Here is a 20,207-nt window from a genome sequence, read left to right as displayed (position 1 = left end):
GGTCCCGCTCCGTGGGGAGCGGGACCCCTCCGGGCCGGAACCTCTAGTCCTCGGGAGCCTCGTCCGAGGGCTCGTCCGTCTTCGTCACGGCCGCGTTGTCCGCCTCCAGGAGGCGGGACAGCTGACGGCCGACGATCCGCTTGAACTTGCGCTGCTGCGGGCGGGTGCGGTCCAGGACCGCCACCTCGAGACGCTCCGCGGGAATCTCCCGCTCGGTGCCGTTGGTGTCCCGCGAGAGCGCCTGCACGGCCAGCTTCAGGGCCTCGGCGAGGGACATGCCGTCCCGGTGCCGCTGGTCCAGGTAGGAGCTGATCTGCTCCGCGTTTCCGCCGACCGCGACCGAGCCGTGCTCGTCCACGATCGAGCCGTCGTGGGGCAGCCGGTAGATCTGGTCGCCCTCGGGCTCGGCGCCGACCTCGGCGACGACGAGCTCCACCTCGTAGGGCTTCTCCCCCGCGCTGGAGAAGATGGTGCCCAGCGTCTGGGCGTAGACGTTGGCCAGGCCGCGCGCGGTCACGTCGTCCCGGTCGTAGGTGTAGCCCCGCAGGTCGGCGTAGCGCACACCGCCGATGCGGAGGTTCTCGTACTCGTTGTACTTGCCGGCGGCCGCGAAGCCGATCCGGTCGTAGATCTCGCTGAACTTGTGGAGTGCGCGCGACGGGTTCTCGCCGACGAAGACGATGCCGTCCGTGTACTGGAGGACGACGAGGCTGCGGCCCCGCGCGATGCCCTTGCGGGCGTACTCGGCCCGGTCGGCCATGGCCTGCTGAGGTGAGACATAGAACGGCGTGGACACCGGCTACCGTCCCTTTCTTCCGGTCTGAAGGGCTTCTACGGGCGACGAACGGTCAGAGCAGGGCGGCGCGCGGCCCGTCGGGCTGCTCGAGACGCCGCTCGGTGATCGACCGGGCCAGAGCGGAGGACTCGGCCTCGCTGAGCCTGCGGAAGCCCTCGTCGGTGATGACGGTGACGATCGGGAAGATCCTGCGCGCCATGTCCGGCCCGCCGGTCGCCGAGTCGTCGTCCGCCGCGTCGTACAGCGCCTGCACGACCAGCGTGGTGGCCTGCTCCTCGGTGAGGTCGGCGCGGTACAGCTTCTTCATCGACCCGCGCGCGAAGATCGAGCCGGAGCCCGTGGCGGCGTACCCGTGCTCCTCGGAGCGGCCGCCGGTCACGTCGTAGGAGAAGATCCGGCCCTTCTCCTTGCTCTCGTCCCAGCCCGCGAAGAGCGGAACGACGGCGAGCCCCTGCATGGCCATGCCGAGGTTGCCCCGGATCATGGTGGAGAGACGGTTCGCCTTGCCCTCCAGGGAGAGCGTCGCGCCCTCCACCTTCTCGAAGTGCTCCAGCTCCAGCTGGAACAGCTTGACCATCTCCACGGCGAGACCGGCGGTGCCGGCGATGCCGACGGCCGAGTACTCGTCCGCCGGGAACACCTTCTCGATGTCCCGCTGGGCGATCATGTTGCCCATGGTGGCCCGCCGGTCACCGGCGAGGACGACGCCGCCGGCGAAGGTGGCCGCGACGATGGTCGTGCCGTGCGGGGCCTCGACGATGCCCTCCGGGAGCTTCCGGTTGCCCGGGAGCATCTCCGGCGAGTGGTCGGCCAGGAAGTCCATGAAGGAGGACGAGCCCGGCGTCAGGAAGGCCGCCGGCAGACGCCCGGTGCTACGAGGGTTGGCTTCCACGCGATTCCTTCCGGGTGGGAGAGTCGGCCCGCCGTGGGAAGCGCGGGGCGATCTTGGTTGCTGTGCACGGACCATACCCGTGCCACCGCCTGTCATCCGTCCCCGGGCCCGCGGCTTTCTCCGGGGCTCCGGGGACGGAGGACGACAGACGCGCGAGGCGGCTACTGGCCGCCCTTCTGAACGAACGAGCGCACGAAGTCCTCGGCGTTCTCCTCGAGCACGTCGTCGATCTCGTCCAGGACGGAGTCCACGTCCTCGCTCAGCTTCTCCTGGCGTTCCTGGAGGTCGGAGCTCGCCTCCGTGGTGGTCTCCTCGACCTCCTCCGTGGAACGCGTCGCCTTCTGCTGTCCGCCGCCGGTGTCCTTGGCCGCCATATCCCTCACCCCGCTCGATTCGACCCGCTCGGTTGAGTCCGTACGGGACTCGGCCGAGTCCGTACAAGATCAGACCCTATAGGGCGGGTCCGACTTCGGCCCCGCAGTTTCCACAACGTCCGGGCACTGATTCCATGATTCCCAGTGCCGGGGCATTTCAGGCCCGCGCCGGGCCCCCGGTTCAGCCGCCGGAAAGCACGCGCACGAGTTCCTCGGCCGTCCGGCAGCGGTCCAGGAGCGATTTCACATGCGCCTTGGTGCCGCGCAGCGGTTCCATGGTCGGGACGCGCTGGAGCGAGTCCCGGCCGGGCAGGTCGAAGATCACCGAGTCCCAGGAGGCCGCGGCGACGTCGTCGGCGTACTGCTCCAGGCAGCGGCCCCGGAAGTAGGCCCTGGTGTCCTCCGGCGGCGCCGTCTCGGCCCGCAGCACGTCGGCGTCGTCCAGGAGCCGCTTCATGCGCCCGCGGGCCACCAGGCGGTTGTACAGGCCCTTCTCGGGGCGCACGTCCGCGTACTGGAGGTCCACCAGGTGGAGCCGGGCCGCGTCCCAGTCCAGGCCGTCGCGGCGGCGGTAGCCCTCCATGACCTCCCGCTTGGCGATCCAGTCGAGCTCGCCGGCCAGGCTCATCGGGTCGTTCTCGAGCCGGTTGAGGGTGTCCTCCCAGCGCGTGAGGACGTCCTTGGTCTGCTCGTCCGCGTCGGAGCCGTACCGCTCGTCCACGTACTTCCTGGCCAGCTCGAAGTACTCCATCTGGAGCTGCACCGCGGTCAGCGTCCGGCCGCTGCGGAGCGTGACCAGGTACTGGAGGGCCGGGTCGTGCGAGACCTGGTGGAGCGTGCGTACCGGCTGGTCGACGGCGAGGTCGACGGTGATGAAGCCGTCCTCGATCATCGACAGGACCAGCGCGGTGGTGCCCAGCTTGAGGTAGGTCGAGATCTCCGACAGGTTCGCGTCGCCGATGATCACGTGCAGGCGCCGGTACCTCTCGGCGTCGGCGTGCGGCTCGTCCCTGGTGTTGATGATGGGCCGCTTGAGGGTGGTCTCCAGGCCGACCTCGACCTCGAAGTAGTCCGCGCGCTGGCTGATCTGGAAGCCGTTCTCGCGGCCGTCCTGCCCGATGCCGACCCGCCCCGCGCCCGTCACGACCTGGCGGGAGACGAAGAACGGCGTCAGGTGGCGCACGATGTCCGAGAAGGGGGTCTCCCGCTTCATCAGGTAGTTCTCGTGCGTGCCGTAGGAGGCGCCCTTGTTGTCGGTGTTGTTCTTGTAGAGGTGGATGGGCTGGGCGCCGGGGAGCTGGGCGGCGCGCACGGCCGCCTCGGCCATGATCCGCTCGCCGGCCTTGTCCCAGAGCACGGCGTCCCGCGGGTTGGTGACCTCGGGCGAGCTGTACTCGGGGTGGGCGTGGTCCACGTAGAGCCGCGCACCGTTGGTGAGGATCACGTTGGCCAGGCCGATGTCCTCGTCGGTGAGCTGGCTGGAGTCGGCGACCTCACGGGCGAGGTCGAAGCCGCGGGCGTCCCGCAGCGGATTCTCCTCCTCGAAATCCCAGCGGGCACGGCGCGCCCGGTGCATCGCCGCCGCGTAGGCGTTGACGATCTGGGACGAGGTGAGCATGGCATTGGCGTTCGGGTGCCCCGGGACGGAGATCCCGTATTCCGTCTCGATGCCCATTACTCGCCGTACGGTCATGCGGCCCTCCTTGCCCGGCGTCGCTCACAGTGCGCGACTCGGCGTTACCGAAGAGCCTAGAACGGCTCCGCGCTGGTGGGGAGATCACTTGCGGCAATTCCCGGGCTGGCGGAAAATGCCGACGGAATGCGACGGCTGCGGATGCCCGGTTTCCGGACATCCGCAGCCGGCTCGCGTTCTTACAGGTACTGACCGGTGTTCGCCACCGTGTCGATGGAGCGTCCGGTGTCCGCGCCCTGCTTTCCGGTGACGAGGGTGCGGATGAACACGATCCGCTCGCCCTTCTTTCCGGAGATACGGGCCCAGTCGTCGGGGTTGGTGGTGTTGGGCAGGTCCTCGTTCTCCTTGAACTCGTCCACGCACGCCTGGAGGAGGTGGGAGACCCGGATGCCCTTCTGGTTGTGGTCGAGGAAGGCCTTGATGGCCATCTTCTTGGCCCGGTCGACGATGTTCTGGATCATCGCACCGGAGTTGAAGTCCTTGAAGTAGAGGACTTCCTTGTCGCCGTTCGCGTACGTGACTTCGAGGAAGCGGTTCTCCTCGGATTCCGCGTACATCTGCTCGACCACGGACTGGATCATTCCGTGGGCGGCGGCGGCCTTGGAGCCGCTGTGCTCGGAGATGTCGTCCGAGTGGAGCGGCAGGTTCGCCGTGAGGTACTTCGCGAAGATGTCCTTCGCCGCCTCCGCGTCCGGACGCTCGATCTTGATCTTCACGTCGAGCCGGCCGGGCCGCAGGATCGCGGGGTCGATCATGTCCTCGCGGTTGGAGGCGCCGATGACGATGACGTTCTCCAGGCCCTCCACACCGTCGATCTCGGCGAGAAGCTGCGGGACGATGGTGTTCTCCACGTCCGAGCTGACACCGGAGCCGCGGGTGCGGAAGAGGGATTCCATCTCGTCGAAGAAGACGATGACGGGGGTGCCCTCGCTCGCCTTCTCCCGGGCACGCTGGAAGACGAGGCGGATGTGCCGCTCGGTCTCGCCGACGTACTTGTTGAGGAGCTCGGGGCCCTTGATGTTGAGGAAGTAGGACTTCCCCGCGGGCTGGCCGGTCACCTCGGCCACCTTCTTGGCCAGGGAGTTGGCCACGGCCTTCGCGATCAGCGTCTTGCCGCAGCCGGGAGGGCCGTAGAGCAGGATGCCCTTGGGCGGCCGCAGTTCGTGCTCCTTGAAGAGGTCCGGGTAGAGGTACGGAAGCTCGACCGCGTCGCGGATCATCTCGATCTGGCCGCCCAGACCGCCGATCTTCTCGTAGTCGACGTCCGGGACCTCTTCGAGGACGAGCTCTTCGACCTCGCTCTTCGGGACCACCTCGTAGACGTAGCCGGACCGGGAGTCGAGCAGCAGGGCGTCGCCGGCGCGGATGGTGACGTCCAGCAGAGGCTCGGCGAGCCTCACCACCCGCTCCTCGTCGGTGTGCCCCACCACCAGGGCGCGCTCGCCGTCCTCGAGGATCTCCTTGAGGGTGACGATGTCCCCGGCGCGCTCGAACTCCATGGCCTCGACCACGTTGAGCGCCTCGTTGAGCATGACTTCCTGGCCGCGCTTGAGCTCTTCGAGCTCGATGCTGGGGCTCACGTTCACCCGGAGCTTGCGGCCCCCGGTGAAGATGTCGCACGTGCCGTCCTCGTTGGCCTGCAGGAAGACACCGAAGCCGGCCGGCGGCTGCGCGAGCCGGTCGACCTCCTCCTTGAGCGCCACGATCTGGTCGCGGGCTTCACGGAGCGTGTTCGCCAGTCGTTCGTTCTGTGCGGACACGCCGGCCAGGCTGGTCTGCAGCTCGACGATCCGCTCTTCGAGAATCCTCGTGTGGCGCGGAGAGTCGGCGAGCTTGCGGCGCAGGACGGCGATTTCCTGCTCGAGATAGGCAACCTGTCCGGCGGGGTCCTCAGACCCTCGCCCGGGCCGGATGCCGCGGTTGATGTCGTCGTCGTGGGCTGCCACGGTCCTCACCTCCTCCAGGGGGAGCTGGACGCTTCCTGACCCTACCTGCGTGGGTGATGATTGAAACCCCTAGATCAAAAAGACTGTGGGGCGTGTCCGATCTTCACCCTTGCGCTTCCCCTCTCGCCAGGGGAATACCCACCCTTCACCGCTTGAAAGCGGGCGGTTGTATCGTCGTGTTCGGCCAACACCCGTCAGGGGTGGCCCGACTTACCGCGCGAAGCAGAAACGGCAGGAGATATGACCGTGCAGCACGAGGCCCCGGCGACGGGCGCCGAGGAGGCGCTGGAAGTCTGGATCGATCAGGACCTGTGCACCGGGGACGGGATCTGCGTGCAGTACGCCCCCGAGGTGTTCGAGCTCGATATCGACGGGCTCGCTTATGTGAAGAGCGCCGACGACGAGCTCCTTCAGGACGCGGGGGCCACGACCCCGGTGCCGCTGCCGCTCCTCCAGGACGTGGTGGACTCCGCGAAGGAGTGCCCGGGCGACTGCATCCACGTGCGCCGGGTCGCGGACCGGGTCGAGGTGTACGGCCCCGACGCGGACTGACGGGTCAGGCGCCGCGCGCGTCGGCCTCGCCTGCGCGGACGAAGGCGCCGCCCTGCCAGCGCCAGCTGACCTGCTCGTTCTCGTCGGGGCAGCAGCGGGGCACGTCGGGCGTCGAGTAGCCGAGCAGTGTGGCGTGCACCACTCCGTCACGGACGGCGAGCTCGGTGACGTTCCGGTGCAGCGCGGGTTCGACGAGCGTGGCCACCACGCGCGCGGGGGCGCCCTTCGCCTTGCCGCGGGTGAGGACGTAGACGCCCTGCGGCGGGTTGCCGGAGCCGGCTTCGCAGTGCGCGACCGCAACGGTCTCCGGGTTTCCGTCCCCGTCGAGGTCGCCGGTGACCCGCTTCGCGACCGTACGGGGTCCTCCCCCGCAGTCCAGGGGGTAGTCGGCCCCGGCGGCCTCGGGCGCCGGGGCGGGCACCGGGGCGGCCGTGGCTCCGGCCGGGCCCGGCTGCAGCAGCCCCGCGAGGGCGACCACCGCGGCCGTCGCGGTGGCGGTGGCCAGCCAGTGGGCCGACCGGGCGTGGGTGTGCGCGAGGTCCGCGAGGTCCGGAGCGGCGGAGTGCTGCACGCGAGACGTCTCCTGAGGGGTGGTGCGGCGGGGTTTCCGGCATCGTGCCACACGTCACACTCCGACGGAACAGCCGGGGTCCGCCACGGGCGGCCGAACGTGAGGACGCCGCCGTCGAGTTCCCACCCGTGGGCGGGAACTCGACGGCGGCGCTGTGTGGATGTCGGGACGTCAGCCCTTGTTGGGGCCTTCGTAGTCCTCGCCGTAGGCGCCCTTGGCGGGACGGCGGCGGCGCATCGGGGGCTCGACCCCGTCCGCGAGGCGGCGGGCGGTGACGAGGAAGCCGGTGTGGCCGATCATGCGGTGATCGGGGCGGACGGCGAGGCCCTCGACGTGCCAGTTGCGGATCATGGACTCCCACGGCTGCGGCTCGGCGTAGCAGCCGAACTCGCGGATGGACTCCACGGTGCGCGCGAGCTGGGTGGTGGTCGCCACGTAGCAGCAGAGGATGCCGCCGGGGACGAGCGCCTTGGAGACGGCCTCCAGGCACTCCCAGGGAGCGAGCATGTCCAGGATGACCCGGTCGACGTCGGTGTCGGAGAGGTTGTCCTGGAGGTCGCCCACGGTCAGCTGCCACGCGGGGTGCGGGCCGCCGAAGTAGCGCTCGACGTTGCCCTTCGCGATCTCGGCGAAGTCCTCGCGGCGCTCGTAGGAGTGCAGCATGCCGCTGTCGCCGATGGCGCGGAGCAGGAAGCTGCTGAGCGAGCCGGAGCCCACACCCGCCTCGACGACGCGGGCGCCGGGGAAGATGTCGGCGAAGGCCAGGATCTGACCCGCGTCCTTCGGGTAGACCACGGCGGCGCCGCGGGGCATGGACAGGACGTAGTCGGGGAGCAGGGGGCGCAGCGCGAGGTAGGCGACGTTTCCGGTGGTACGGACAACGCTGCCCTCGGGGGCGCCGATCAGTTCGTCGTGCGGGAAGGAACCCTTGTGGGTGTGGAAGTTCTTTCCCTCTTCGAGCGTGAACGTGTAGTGACGGCCCTTGGGGTCGGTCAGCTGAACCTGGTCCCCGACCTTGAAGGGCCCGCGTCGGCGGGCGGCACCGGTCGGTTCGGACATGTGAACAAGAGTACCGGGGTTACGAGGACGGTCGTGCCATGGCCTTGACGAAGGCGCGCTCGACGTCGGTGGTGGCGAGGACGCCGTAGATCTCGCCGCTGTCCTCGACGACGAGGTACTCGGTGGCCGGGCTGGCGCGGAGGTGGTCGAGGAGGGGCTGGCCGGTGAGCTCGGCGGGGACCCGCATGCCGTCGGTGATGTCCTGGGCGAGGCTGCTGACGGCGACCCAGGGGCGGCGGTGCTGGGGGACGGCGGCGATGGCGGTCTCCCGGACGATGCCGGTGGGGTCGCCGTTGCCGTCGACGATCACGAGGGCGCGCGCGCCGGCCTCGTTGGCACGGCGGAGGGCCTCCGAGAGGGGCGTCGCGTTCTCGACCGGGATGGCGCGGCGGGTGAGGACGCGGGCGCGGAGTTCGGGGAGGTGCTCGCGGAGCCGGGCCATGCGGAGGCTGTTGCCGGCCCCGGTCCAGATGATGGCGGCGAGGATCGCGGCGAGCAGCGCGTCGGTGACGGTGGTGAAGCCGCTGATGTCGTCCGTGGAGTTGCCGAGGAGGCCGGTGCGGGTGAGCAGGGGCAGGCCGACGAGGACGAGGACGGCCAGGGCACGGCCGACCCAGGCGGCGGCGACGGTGCCGCTCATGGGCTTGCCGGTGATCTTCCAGATGACGGCGCGGAGCATCCGGCCGCCGTCGAGCGGGAGGCCGGGGAGCAGGTTGAAGGCGGCGACGATCAGGTTGGAGATCATCAGGCCGGCGAGCAGGACGCCGGGGACGGTGCCGGGCTCGACGGCGTACAGCGAGAGGTAGAACACGCCGGCGAGGACGAGGGAGAGGAGGGGGCCGACGAAGGCGAGGACGAACTCGCGGCCGGGGGTCTCGGTCTCCTTCTCGATCTCGGAGACGCCGCCGAAGAACTGGAGCTGGATGCGGCGCACCGGGAGCTTGAAGCGGAGCGCGGCGATGGTGTGGGCCAGTTCGTGGACGAGCACGGAGGCGTAGAAGGCGACGGCGAAGAAGAGGGAGACCAGGTAGCGGGCTGCGCCGAGTTCGGGCAGGACCCGTTCGATCTGGTCGCCGAAGACCCAGGTGATGAGGGCGGCGACGAGGAACCAGCTGGGGGCGACGTAGACGGGCACGCCGAAGGGGCGGCCCATGAGGATCCCGCCGCCGGGCTCCTCGGTCCGCTGCGGCTTGGGCTCGTCCTGGTTCACGGGTTCCTTTCGTCGCGTGGTGTGACCCGCGTCGGTGCGTCACGGTTCGATCATGCAGTGCGACGGGGTCCCGGGTCGATGGTATTCCGCGCGATGTCGGTGGCGGGTCGTAGGGTCTTTGTCATGAGTAGGAGCGAGCAGGTGCCGGCGGAACCCCGGGCGCCCATGTCGTTGTCGCCGTCGCGGGCGAGCGATTTCATGCAGTGTCCGCTGCTGTACCGGTTCCGGGTGATCGACCGGCTGCCGGAGAAGCCGAGTGCGGCGGCGACCCGGGGCACGCTGGTGCACGCGGTGCTCGAGCGGCTCTTCGACGATCCGGCGACGGACCGGACGGCGCCGCGGGCGAAGGCGATGGTGCCCGGGCAGTGGGAGCGGCTGCTGGAGTCGAAGCCGGAGCTGGGCGAGCTGTTCGCCGAGGATCCCGACGGGGAGCGGCTCGCGGGCTGGCTGGACGAGGCGGAGCGGCTGGTCGAGCGGTGGTTCACGCTGGAGGACCCGTCGCGGCTGGAGCCGGCCGAGCGCGAGCTGTTCGTGGAGACGGAGCTGGATTCGGGGCTGCGGCTGCGCGGTGTGATCGACCGGATCGACGTGGCGCCCTCGGGTGACGTGCGGATCGTGGACTACAAGACGGGGAAGGCGCCGCGGCCCGAGTACCGCGACGGGGCCCTGTTCCAGATGACGTTCTACGCCCTGGTGGTTTGGCGGCTGCGGGGGGTGCTGCCGCGCCGGCTCCAGCTGGTCTATCTGGGCAGCGGGGACGTGCTGACGTACGACCCGGTGGAGGCGGACCTGGTGCGGGTGGAGCGGAAGCTGCTCGCGCTGTGGGACGCGATCCGGCTGGCGACCGAGACGGGCGACTGGCGGCCGCGGCCGACGAAGCTGTGCGGCTGGTGCGACCACCAGGCGGTCTGTCCGGAGTTCGGGGGGACTCCCCCGGAGTACCCGCTGAAGATCGTTTCCGCGCGCCCGGCGGAGTCGGGCGAATCCGGTCAGGGCAGAATGGACCCGGCCCCGCCCGCGCCGTGAGCCCTGCCCGCGCCGTGAGCCGGGTCGCCGTCGTGTGTCCGGCCCGCCCCGTGAAGGAGCCCTTGTGACGATCCGCGTCCTCTTGGTGGACGACCAGCCGCTGCTGCGCACCGGCTTCCGGATGATTCTGGAGGCGGAGCAGGACATCGCGGTGGTGGGTGAGGCCGGGGACGGTCTCCAGGCGCAGGAGCAGGTGCGCGCGCTCCAGCCCGACGTGGTGCTGATGGACATCCGCATGCCGCGGATGGACGGGGTGGAGGCGACCCGGCAGATCACGGGGCCCGGCCGGGACGGTCCGGCGAAGGTGCTGGTGCTGACCACGTTCGATCTGGACGAGTACGTGGTGGAGGCGCTGCGGGCGGGGGCGAGCGGCTTCCTCCTGAAGGACGCCCCGGCGAACGAGCTGGTGCAGGCGATCCGGGTGGTGGCGGCGGGCGAGGCGATGCTAGCGCCGTCGATCACGCGTCGGCTGCTCGACAAGTACTCGGCGCACCTGCCCACGGGCGAGGAGCGGATGCCGGAGACGCTGAGCACCCTGACGGACCGTGAGGTCGAGGTGCTGAAGCTGGTGTCGCGGGGGCTGTCGAACGCGGAGATCGCGGCGGACCTGTTCGTCAGCGAGACCACGGTCAAGACGCACGTGGGCCATGTGCTGACCAAGCTGGGGCTGCGCGACCGGGTGCAGGCGGCGGTGTACGCGTACGAGAGCGGTCTGGTGCGGCCGGGCGGCGGCCAGTAGCCGGAGCGGCGGTCGAAGACGCGGGAAGGGCCCGGCGCGCGGCATGCGCGCCGGGCCCTTCCCTGGTCCAGGGCCGTGGCCCGGGGGCCCGTCGGCCCTTGCCCTGGCGTACGGCCGGGGCCGGGGCCTTCGTCAGCCCTTTCGGATCTCCCAGAAGCGGAAGACGGTGGAGGCGTCGAGGGTCCACTCGAGGCCGGTGATCTCGTCGCGGGTGACGGCGTACTGCTTGCCCTGCCAGAGCGGGAGCAGCGGGAGTTCCTCGGCGACGAGGTCCTGGAGCTGCCCGTACTCGTCGCCGGTCCCGGCGCGGTCGGTGATGGCGGCGGTCTCCGGGAGGAGGCGGCCGGTGATGGTGCTGTTCTCGTAGTGGTTGCCGAGGACGTTGCCCTCGCCGAAGAAGGGCGAGGTGAAGTTGTCGGCGTCGGGGTAGTCGGGGACCCAGCCCTTGACGTAGACCCCGTACTTGCCGGCCGCGATGTCCTTCTCGTACTGGTCGTAGGCGACGGACTTGACGTCGGCCTCGAAGAGGCCGCTCTCGTTGAGCTGGCCCGCGATGGCCTTCAGCTCCTGGTCGGTGGCGGGGCCGTAACGGCTCGGGGTGGACCAGAGGGTGAGCTTCACCTTGTCGGTGATGCCGGCGGAGCGCAGGGCCTTCTTGGCCTTCGCCGCGTCGGGGGTGCCGTAGGTGTCGTAGAAGGCGGTGTTGTGGCCGGCGATGCCGGCGGGGACGATCGAGTAGAGCGGCGTGGCCGTCGACTTGTAGACGTGCTCGACGAGGGCCTCGCGGTCGACGAGGTGGGCGATGGCCTGGCGGACGCCGAGCTTGCCGACGACCGGGTCCTTCATGTTGAAGACCAGGTGCTGGACCTCGGCGCTGCTGCCCTGGATGACCTCGATGCCCTTGTCGTCCGTGGTCTCGGAGGTTTCGAGGGCGGCGATGTCGTCGGCGGAGAGGCCTCGGTAGGCGATGTCCACCTCGCCGTCGCCGAGGGCCTTGGCGAGGGCGGCGCGGTCGCCGCGGTACAGCTTGAGGGTGATCGCGCTGTTCTTGGGCCGGGCGAGGCCGCGGTAGCCGGAGTTGGCGGAGAAGGTGGCCGTGGTCTCGCTGAGGGAGTCCAGCTTGTACGGGCCGGAGCCGGTGGCCTTGCCGTCGGTGCGCAGCGCGTCCGCGGGGTACTCCCGGTGGTCGACGATGGAGCCGGCGCCGGAGGCGATCTTGCTGGGGAAGGTGGCGTCCGGGACCTTGAGGTGGAAGACGACGGTCCGCTCGTCCGGGGTCTCGATGGTGTCGATGGTGGAGAGCAGCGGCGCCGGGCCGGAGGGGTCGGCGATCCTGAGGGCCCGCTCGAAGGAGAACTTGACGTCCTCCGAGGTGAGCTTGTTGCCGTTCGAGAAGGTCAGGCCGTCCCGCAGGGTGCAGGTGTAGGTCTTGCTGCCCCCGGAGAAGCCGCACTTGTCTGCGGCCTCCGGCTCGGGCTCGAAGCCGCCCTTGGGGAAGGCCAGCAGCGACTGGAAGACGTTGTTGAACAGCAGCCAGGAGCCGGGGTCGTAGCCGGCGGCCGGGTCGGTGGCCAGGATCTCGTCGGACATGCCGACGCGCACGCCGCTCCCGGAGCCGGCGGAGCCGCCCTGCTCGGTGCCGCAGCCGCTGAGGAGCGCGGCGGACAGGCCCGCGGCGAGCGGGGCCGTCAGCCACTTGTTGTGTGCCTTCACAGAACGTGCCTCTTGATCTCTATGTCAGACCGGCCGCGCCCTGGTGCGCGGCCGGAACCACCGATCCGGACGAGGGGTTAGGCGGTGCCGCGGCCCAGTTCCCAGAGCAGCAGGTCGGAGGAGGTGTTGAGGGCGTACTCGACCCCGTTGAGGTCGTCGCGCGCGGCGACGTACTGCTTGCCCTGCCACAGCGGCAGGACGGGCACGTCCTGGGCGACGATCTTCTGGATCTGCGCGTAGACGGGCGCCGCGGCGGTGCGGTCGGCCAGGCGGCGCGAGCGCGGGATGAGCTGGTCGCGGACGACCTTGTTCACGTAGGGGGTGTTGAGGAAGTTGTCGCTGTCGAGGAAGGGCGCGACGTAGTTGTCGGGGTCCGGGAAGTCCGGGAACCAGCCGAGCCCGTAGACGGCGTAGTCGCCGCGCTTCTGGGCGGTGCGGAACTTCGACCACTCGGAGCCCTGGACGGTGGCGTCGAAGAGTTCCGAGGCGACGAGCTGCTTCTTGATCGCCTCGAACTCCTGGGCGGTCTCGGCGCCGTAGTGGTCGGTGGTGTAGTTCAGGGTCACCTTGACCGGGGTCTTGACGCCCGCGTCCTTGAGGAGCTTGCGGGCGCGGCCGGGGTCGGGCTCGCCGTACTCGTCGAAGAACGGGGTGGCGTGGCCGGTGATACTGGAGGGGATCAGCGAGTAGAGCGGCTCGGCCGTGGGGCCGTAGACGAGGCTGACCAGGGCGCCGCGGTCGACGACGGACGCCATGGCCTGGCGGACGGCCTTCTCCTGGACGGAGGGGGCGTTCGTGTTGAAGCCGAGGTAGCGGATCTCGAGGCCGGGGACCTCGGTGACCTCGATGCCGTCCTTGGGCGTCTCGGTGAGGTCCTTGATCTGCTTCTGCGACAGGGAGCGGGCCATCATGTCGATGTCGTCGCTCTCCAGGGCCGCGCCCATGGCGCCGGCGTCGGCGTAGGGGCGCAGTTCGACCTTGTCGTTGCGCAGGGTGATGTCGCCCTTGTAGGCCGGGTTCCTGGTGAAGACGAAGCGGGTGGCCTTCTCGCCGTCGCGCTCGACCTTCATGGTGTACGGCCCCGAGCCGTCGACGTCGAAGCCGTCGCGGAGCTTGTCGGCGGCGTACTTGTCCTTGCTGAGGATGCCGGCGACGGGGGTGGAGAGCTTGTACGGGAAGGTCGCGTCCGGGCTCTTGAGGTGGAAGACGACGCCGTCGGTGCCCTGGGTCTCGACGGTGTCGATGTTCGCGAGGAGGGCGGCCGTTCCGTTGTCCGACTTGATCTTCAGGACGCGTTCGATGGAGTACTTGACGTCCTCGGCGGTGACGGGGGTGCCGTCCGCGAAGGTGAGGCCGGGGCGGAGCTTGCAGCGGTAGCTCTCGCTGGCCTTGTCGGAGAAGCCGCAGCTCTCGGCCGCCTCGGGGACGGGCTCGCCGCCGCCGCGGGGCGTGTGCATCAGGGTCTGGACGGTCTGCCGCAGGATGTTCCAGGCGCCGGTGTCGTAGGCGTAGGCCGGGTCGAGCGGGGCGGGGGCGTCCTCGGTGGCGATGAACTGGTCCGTGGTGCCGACGACGATGGCCGCGTCGCCGCTCTCCCCCGCTCCACAGGCGGCGAGCAGCGGGGCGAGCAGTCCGGCCACGGCCGGCAGCACCAGGGTCTTGCGGTTCATCAGGGACGATCTCCTCATCCGGCACTGGGATACAGCGGTCAGTGGGAACTCCGCCGCCGGCCGCCCGGTCGGGGCGGGAGCGATCGGGCCGGGTGTTGCGATCGGTCCTGTGCTCACGGCGGCTCGGGTGTGCGCCGGTGCACGCGGTTATACGGCGAAGTACTCGCGAAAGATTAGTGGGCGGCGCCGCTATTGCCGGACCGCGGAAGGCGACGGGAGCTGCCGCACCGTGATCATGAATACGGCCTTCTCGATAGTCATGCGCCATCCCGATGGGGACGCGTTGCGCGAATCGGGACACATGAGGGCAACGGAACGCACCCATTTCGGACAGGAAGCGCCGACGGGCCACCCACCGGCAGGCACTCTGCGTGACGAAGGTCACGAGAATGCCGCCTCGGTGAATGGCCCGTCGGATTCCCTCGCGGGAAAGCGCATTAGGTCCGGGGGGAGCTCAGATAAAGCTCAGATTCCGGAGATCAAGGTGCGCAGGAAAGGCACGTCGACCTCTTCGAGGGAGCGCACGACGACCCGCCCGGGAGAGGCCGCGATCGGCGCGACCGAGGGCACCGCGACGACCCGGCAGCCGGCGGCCTCCGCGGCCGCCACACCGGTCGAGGTGTCCTCGATGACGGCGCACAGAGCCGGGTCGGCCCCGACCCCGCGGGCGGCCGTCAGGTACGGCTCGGGGTGCGGCTTGGTGCGCACGACCTCGTCGCCGGCGACGGTCAGGCTGAAGCGGTCGCGGCCGAGCGAGGCGAGGACCCGGTCGATGATCCGCCGGTGCGAGGCGGAGACCAGGGCGGTCGGGATGGAGTGCCTGGCCAGCTCGGCGAGCAGCCGCTCGGCGCCCGGCATCAGCGGGACGCCCCGGGCGATGCGCTGCTCGAACTTCTCGTTGAGCAGCACGGTGAGCTCGTCGAGGGTGATGTCCGCCCCGGTGGACTCGATGAGGTAGCCCGCGCTGCGGGTCATCGGACCGCCGACCACCACGTCCCGCCATGCCTCGTCCAGCCGGTGCCCGAGGTCGGCGAAGGCCTCCACCTCCGCGTCCCACCAGAACCCCTCCGTGTCGACGAGGGTCCCGTCCATGTCGAGGAAGACCGCCTGCAGGGCGGAGCTGCCGTTCGTACGGAACAGGGACGCGGGGACCGTACTGGTCATCGGCACACCTCCACGAAGGGACGAGAAGGCCGGCCCCCTCCCCGGTACGGGGAGGAAGACCGGCCTGCACTGGACCGACAAGTGTACGTCCGGATCACCGCGGGTGCGGGGATTTGCGTCACGCGTCCGCGAGGGCGGTCACCGTGCGTTGAAGTACTTCGCCTCGGGGTGGTGGATCACGATGGCGTCGGTGGACTGCTCGGGGTGGAGCTGGAACTCCTCCGACAGGTGGACGCCGATCCGCTCCGGGCGCAGCAGGTCCGCGATCTTCGCGCGGTCCTCCAGGTCGGGGCAGGCGCCGTAGCCGAGGGAGAAGCGCGCGCCGCGGTACTTGAGGTCGAACATGGACTGGACGTCCGCCGGGTCCTCGCCCGCGAAGCCGAGCTCGGCGCGGACGCGGGCGTGCCAGTACTCGGCGAGGGCCTCGGCCAGCTGGACGGAGAGGCCGTGCAGCTCCAGGTAGTCGCGGTAGGAGTCGGACGCGAACAGCTTGGCCGTGGCCTCGCCGATCCGCGAGCCGACGGTGACGACCTGGAGGCCGACGACGTCGGTCTCGCCGGACTCCTCCGGACGGAAGAAGTCCGCGAGGCACAGGCGGCGGCCCCGGCGCTGACGGGGGAAGGAGAAGCGGGTCCGCTCGTTGCCCGCCTCGTCCAGGATGATCAGGTCGTCGCCCTTGGAGACGCAGGGGAAGTAGCCGTGGACGACGGCCGCCTCCAGCAGGTTCTCGGTGTGGAGGCGCTCCAGCCAGCCCCGCAGCCGCGGCCTGCCCTCGGTCTCCACCAGCTCCTCGTACGCCGGCCCGTCGCCGGCGCGGTTCTGCTTGAGGCCCCACTGGCCCTTGAAGAGGGCGCCCTCGTCGAGCCAGGAGGCGTAGTCCTTCAGCGGGATGCCCTTGACCACCCGGGTGCCCCAGAACGGCGGGGTCGGCACCGGGTTGTCGGTGGCCACGTCGGAGCGGCCGCCGGGCTCCGGCTCCTCGACCTGGAGCGCGGCGGTGGCCGGCTTGGCGACACGGCGCTGCTTCAGCTCGGGGAGCGTGGCGCCGGGGACGCCCCGCTTGACGGAGATGAGGGCGTCCATGAGGCGCAGGCCCTCGAAGGCGTCGCGGGCGTAGCGGACCTCGCCCTGGTAGATCTCGTGGAGGTCCTGCTCGACGTACGCCCGGGTGAGGGCGGCGCCGCCGAGGATCACGGGGTACTTGGCGGCCAGCTCGCGCTGGTTCAGCTCCTCCAGGTTCTCCTTCATGATGACCGTGGACTTCACGAGGAGGCCGGACATGCCGATGACGTCGGCGGAGTGCTCCTCGGCGGCTTCGAGGATCGCGGAGACCGGCTGCTTGATGCCGATGTTGACGACGTTGTAGCCGTTGTTGGAGAGGATGATGTCGACGAGGTTCTTGCCGATGTCGTGGACGTCGCCGCGGACGGTGGCGAGGACGATCGTCCCCTTGCCCTCGGCCTCGGACTTCTCCATGTGGGGTTCGAGGTGCGCGACCGCGGTCTTCATGACCTCGGCGGACTGGAGCACGAAGGGGAGCTGCATCTGGCCGGAGCCGAAGAGCTCGCCGACCGTCTTCATGCCGTCGAGGAGGGTCTCGTTGACGATGTCGAGGGCGGCCCGGGTCGTCAGGGCCTCGTCGAGGTCGGCCTCCAGGCCGTTCTTCTCGCCGTCGACGATGCGGCGCTTGAGGCGCTCGTCCAGGGGCAGGGCGAGGAGTTCCTCGGTCTTGCCTGCCTTCATCGACTTGGTGTCGACGCCCTCGAAGAGGGCCATCAGCTTCTGCAGCGGGTCGTAGCCCTCGGAGCGGCGGTCGTGGATCAGGTCGAGGGCGGTGGTGACCTGTTCGTCGTCGAAGCGGGCGATCGGCAGGATCTTCGACGCGTGGACGATCGCCGAGTCGAGGCCCGCCTTGACGCACTCGTCGAGGAAGACCGAGTTCAGGAGGATGCGGGCGGCCGGGTTGAGGCCGAACGAGATGTTCGACAGACCCAGGGTCGTCTGGACCTCCGGTCGGCGGCGCTTCAGCTCGCGGATCGCCTCGATGGTGGCGATGCCGTCCTTGCGGGACTCCTCCTGGCCGGTGCAGATGGTGAAGGTCAGGGTGTCGATGAGGATGTCCGACTCGCGGATGCCCCAGTTGCCGGTCAGGTCGTCGATGAGCCGCTCGGCGATCGCGACCTTGTGTTCGGCGGTGCGGGCCTGCCCCTCCTCGTCGATGGTGAGGGCGATCAGCGCGGCGCCGTGCTCCTGGGCCAGGCGGGTGACCTTGGCGAAGCGGGACTCGGGGCCGTCGCCGTCCTCGTAGTTGACGGAGTTGATGACCGCGCGGCCGCCGAGCTTCTCCAGGCCGGCGCGCAGGACGTCGACCTCGGTGGAGTCGAGGACGATCGGCAGGGTGGAGGCGGTCGCGAAGCGGCCGGCGAGTTCCCGCATGTCGGCGACGCCGTCGCGGCCCACGTAGTCGACGCACAGGTCGAGCATGTGCGCGCCCTCGCGGATCTGGTCGCGGGCCATCTCCACGCAGTCGTCCCAGCGGGCCTCCAGCATGGCCTCGCGGAACTTCTTGGAACCGTTGGCGTTGGTGCGCTCGCCGATCGCCATGTAGGAGGTGTCCTGGCGGAACGGCACGGTCTGGTAGAGCGAGGCGGCGCCGGGCTCGGGCTGCGGGGCGCGCTCGGGGGGCGTGAGGCCCTGGACCCGCTCGACGACCTGGCGCAGGTGCTCGGGCGTGGAGCCGCAGCAGCCGCCGACCAGCGAGAGGCCGTAGTCGCGGACGAAGCTCTCCTGCGCGTCGGCCATCTCGGGCGCCGTCAGCGGGAAGTAGGCGCCGTCCTTGGTCAGGATGGGCAGGCCGGCGTTCGGCATGCACATCAGCGGCGTGCGCGAGTGACGGGCGAGGTAGCGGAGGTGCTCGTTCATCTCGGCCGGGCCCGTCGAGCAGTTCAGGCCGATCATGTCGATGCCGAGCGGCTCCAGGGCGGTGAGCGCGGCGCCGATCTCCGAGCCGAGCAGCATGACGCCGGTGGTCTCGAAGGCGAGCGAACAGATCAGGGGCACGTCCACGCCGAGCGCGGCCATGGCGCGGCGGGCGCCGATCAGGCTCGCCTTGGTCTGCAGCAGGTCCTGGGTCGTCTCCACGATCAGGGCGTCGGAGCCACCGGCCAGCAGGCCCTCGGCGTTCTGCTGGTAGCCGTCCCGGAGCACGTCGTACGTGGTGTGGCCGAGCGACGGCAGCTTGGTGCCGGGCCCGATGGAGCCGAGGACCCAGCGCTGCCGGCCGTCCCGGGCGCCGAACTCGTCGGCGACCTCGCGGGCGATGCGGGCGCCCGCCTCGGAGAGCTCGAAGATGCGGTCCGCGATCTCGTACTCGCCCGCCGCGGAGTGGTTGGAGCCGAACGTGTTCGTCTCGACGCAGTCGACGCCGACCTCGAAGTACGCCTCGTGGACCGAGCGGACGATGTCGGGGCGCGTGACGTTCAGGATCTCGTTGCAGCCTTCGAGGTCCTGGAAGTCCTCGAGGGTGGGGTCCTGGGCCTGGAGCATGGTGCCCATGGCTCCGTCGGCGACGACGACCCGGTTCGCGAGCGCCTCGCGAAGGGCTGCGACACGGGTCCGGCTGTCAGCGGAAGGGGTCGGCAACGAGGCCATGGATGAGCTCCCTGGGATGCGACGGCTGTCGGCTTTGCGCCCTCGGTGGAGGGGGCACGTGGCCAGCGTAACCGTGCTCGGCCCGGGGTGGACACGGCGTCCCACGGGGCGGACGGCATCCTGTGTGCGGGGACTCCCGGTCCGGCCCGTTCTTGACCGACACTGTCAGGTGACGCACAAGGTCGGCATCGACCGATAGTGTTCAGCATTGTCGAACAACGTGAGAGGGATAAGGGGCCGGGCGATGGCGAAGAACATCCAGTCGCTTGAACGGGCGGCAGCCATGCTGCGACTGCTCGCGGGCGGCGAGCGCCGGCTCGGACTGTCCGACATCGCGTCCTCACTGGGACTGGCCAAGGGCACCGCGCACGGCATCCTGCGCACCCTCCAGGCGGAGGGCTTCGTGGAGCAGGAGGCGACCTCCGGCCGCTACCAGCTGGGCGCGGAGCTGCTGCGGCTCGGCAACAGCTATCTGGACGTGCACGAGCTGCGGGCGCGCGCCCTGGTCTGGACGGACGACCTGGCGCGGTCCAGCGGCGAGAGCGTGCACCTGGGGGTGCTGCACCAGCGCGGCGTGCTGATCGTGCACCACGTCTTCCGGCCGGACGACAGCCGGCAGGTGCTGGAGGTCGGGGCCATGCAACCGCTGCACTCCACGGCGCTCGGCAAGGTCATCTCGGCGTACGACCCGGTGGCGCACAGCGAGGCCCTCGAGGTCGAGCGGGAGGCGTTCACGCCCCGGACGACCACGGAGCCCGGGGAGTTCGAGGCGCTGCTCGACCTGGTGCGGGCCCGCGGGTGGGCGGCGGACGCGGAGGAGACCTGGGAGGGCGTCGCGTCGGTGGCGGCGCCGATCCACGACCGGCGGCGGATGCCGGTGGGCGCGGTGGCCGTGACGGGCGCCGTGGAGCGGCTCTGCCCGGACGGCGAGCTGCGCCCGGAGCTGGTGGCGGCGGTGCGGGACTGCGCCCGCGCGGTGTCCAGGGACCTGGGGGCGGGCCGCTTCTGACACGCCGGGGAGGTACGCCTTCCAGCGGCCTCCGGGCACGACCGAACCCGTCGGTAACGATCGCGTTATCGGCGGGTTTTTCGCGCCCCGGACCCTTGACGCGCTGTTCACCCGGGGGCAAAACTTCCGTTCACCGGTCGGC

Annotated in this window: 16 protein-coding genes; 4 read left to right on the top strand and 12 right to left on the bottom strand. The window is 70.1% G+C overall.

All coding sequences use genetic code 11. The features are described 5' to 3' along the window. Window positions 1-43: 43 nt before the first annotated feature. The 5 genes from prcA to arc form a co-directional block, all read right to left on the bottom strand. Complete coding sequence (gene prcA, locus AC067A_RS27440) at window positions 44-796, bottom strand: proteasome subunit alpha (protein ID WP_479245160.1); 753 nt, start codon at window positions 794-796, stop codon at window positions 44-46. Window positions 797-848: 52 nt separating this feature from the next. Continuing rightward, complete coding sequence (gene prcB / locus AC067A_RS27435) at window positions 849-1,688, bottom strand: proteasome subunit beta (protein WP_479245159.1); 840 nt, start codon at window positions 1,686-1,688, stop codon at window positions 849-851. Between the two features lie 161 nt (window positions 1,689-1,849). Continuing rightward, window positions 1,850-2,062 carry a ubiquitin-like protein Pup gene (locus tag AC067A_RS27430; RefSeq protein WP_479245158.1) on the bottom strand — a complete coding sequence of 71 codons (213 nt, stop codon included), beginning with the start codon at window positions 2,060-2,062 and terminating at the stop codon, window positions 1,850-1,852. Window positions 2,063-2,243: 181 nt separating this feature from the next. After that, window positions 2,244-3,755 (bottom strand): depupylase/deamidase Dop, encoded by a 1,512-nt coding sequence (gene dop, locus AC067A_RS27425; RefSeq protein WP_479245157.1) that lies wholly within the window; start codon window positions 3,753-3,755, stop codon window positions 2,244-2,246. Window positions 3,756-3,934: 179 nt separating this feature from the next. Then, on the bottom strand, window positions 3,935-5,701 hold the full coding sequence (arc, locus tag AC067A_RS27420) for a proteasome ATPase (RefSeq protein ID WP_479245156.1): 1,767 nt from the start codon (window positions 5,699-5,701) through the stop codon (window positions 3,935-3,937). Window positions 5,702-5,941: 240 nt separating this feature from the next. Here arc and AC067A_RS27415 point away from each other — a divergent pair, with 240 nt between their 5' ends. After that, window positions 5,942-6,253, top strand: a complete 312-nt coding sequence (locus tag AC067A_RS27415; protein WP_479245155.1) for a ferredoxin — start codon at window positions 5,942-5,944, stop codon at window positions 6,251-6,253. A 4-nt stretch (window positions 6,254-6,257) separates the two neighbouring features. Here the strand turns inward: AC067A_RS27415 and AC067A_RS27410 are convergent, their stop codons facing one another. The 3 genes from AC067A_RS27410 to AC067A_RS27400 form a co-directional block, all read right to left on the bottom strand. Continuing rightward, entirely contained in the window at window positions 6,258-6,824 is a 567-nt protein-coding gene (locus AC067A_RS27410) for a hypothetical protein (protein ID WP_479245154.1), read from the bottom strand. A 171-nt stretch (window positions 6,825-6,995) separates the two neighbouring features. Further along, the gene (locus AC067A_RS27405) at window positions 6,996-7,883 is read right to left on the bottom strand and encodes a tRNA (adenine-N1)-methyltransferase (RefSeq protein WP_015032448.1); all 888 of its coding nucleotides are present in this window, start codon (window positions 7,881-7,883) and stop codon (window positions 6,996-6,998) included. 19 nt (window positions 7,884-7,902) lie between these two features. After that, window positions 7,903-9,036, bottom strand: coding sequence for a site-2 protease family protein (locus AC067A_RS27400; RefSeq protein WP_479245214.1), 1,134 nt, complete (start codon window positions 9,034-9,036; stop codon window positions 7,903-7,905). Window positions 9,037-9,216: 180 nt separating this feature from the next. Here AC067A_RS27400 and AC067A_RS27395 point away from each other — a divergent pair, with 180 nt between their 5' ends. Together AC067A_RS27395 and AC067A_RS27390 are read left to right on the top strand one after the other, a co-directional pair. Next, window positions 9,217-10,119, top strand: coding sequence for a RecB family exonuclease (locus tag AC067A_RS27395; RefSeq protein ID WP_479245153.1), 903 nt, complete (start codon window positions 9,217-9,219; stop codon window positions 10,117-10,119). Between the two features lie 64 nt (window positions 10,120-10,183). Beyond that, on the top strand, window positions 10,184-10,858 hold the full coding sequence (locus AC067A_RS27390; RefSeq protein WP_479245152.1) for a response regulator: 675 nt from the start codon (window positions 10,184-10,186) through the stop codon (window positions 10,856-10,858). 132 nt (window positions 10,859-10,990) lie between these two features. Here AC067A_RS27390 and AC067A_RS27385 read toward each other — a convergent pair whose 3' ends face one another. The 4 genes from AC067A_RS27385 to metH all read right to left on the bottom strand — a co-directional run bounded on the left by AC067A_RS27385 (window position 10,991) and on the right by metH (window position 19,056). After that, a complete protein-coding gene (locus tag AC067A_RS27385) occupies window positions 10,991-12,571 on the bottom strand; it encodes an ABC transporter substrate-binding protein (protein WP_479245151.1) in 1,581 nt (526 codons plus the stop codon). Between the two features lie 77 nt (window positions 12,572-12,648). Continuing rightward, on the bottom strand, window positions 12,649-14,241 hold the full coding sequence (locus AC067A_RS27380) for an ABC transporter substrate-binding protein (RefSeq protein ID WP_479245150.1): 1,593 nt from the start codon (window positions 14,239-14,241) through the stop codon (window positions 12,649-12,651). A 465-nt stretch (window positions 14,242-14,706) separates the two neighbouring features. Then, entirely contained in the window at window positions 14,707-15,405 is a 699-nt protein-coding gene (locus AC067A_RS27375) for an HAD family hydrolase (RefSeq protein WP_479245149.1), read from the bottom strand. 138 nt (window positions 15,406-15,543) lie between these two features. Further along, complete coding sequence (metH, locus tag AC067A_RS27370; protein ID WP_479245148.1) at window positions 15,544-19,056, bottom strand: methionine synthase; 3,513 nt, start codon at window positions 19,054-19,056, stop codon at window positions 15,544-15,546. A 244-nt stretch (window positions 19,057-19,300) separates the two neighbouring features. On the opposite strand from metH, the gene AC067A_RS27365 reads away from it, so the two are divergent. Then, a complete protein-coding gene (locus tag AC067A_RS27365; protein WP_479245147.1) occupies window positions 19,301-20,065 on the top strand; it encodes an IclR family transcriptional regulator in 765 nt (254 codons plus the stop codon). Window positions 20,066-20,207 lie beyond the last annotated feature (142 nt).

It is taken from the genome of Streptomyces sp. NPDC043176, assembly GCF_056436715.1.
This window is presented reverse-complemented; position numbering and strand designations above follow the sequence as displayed.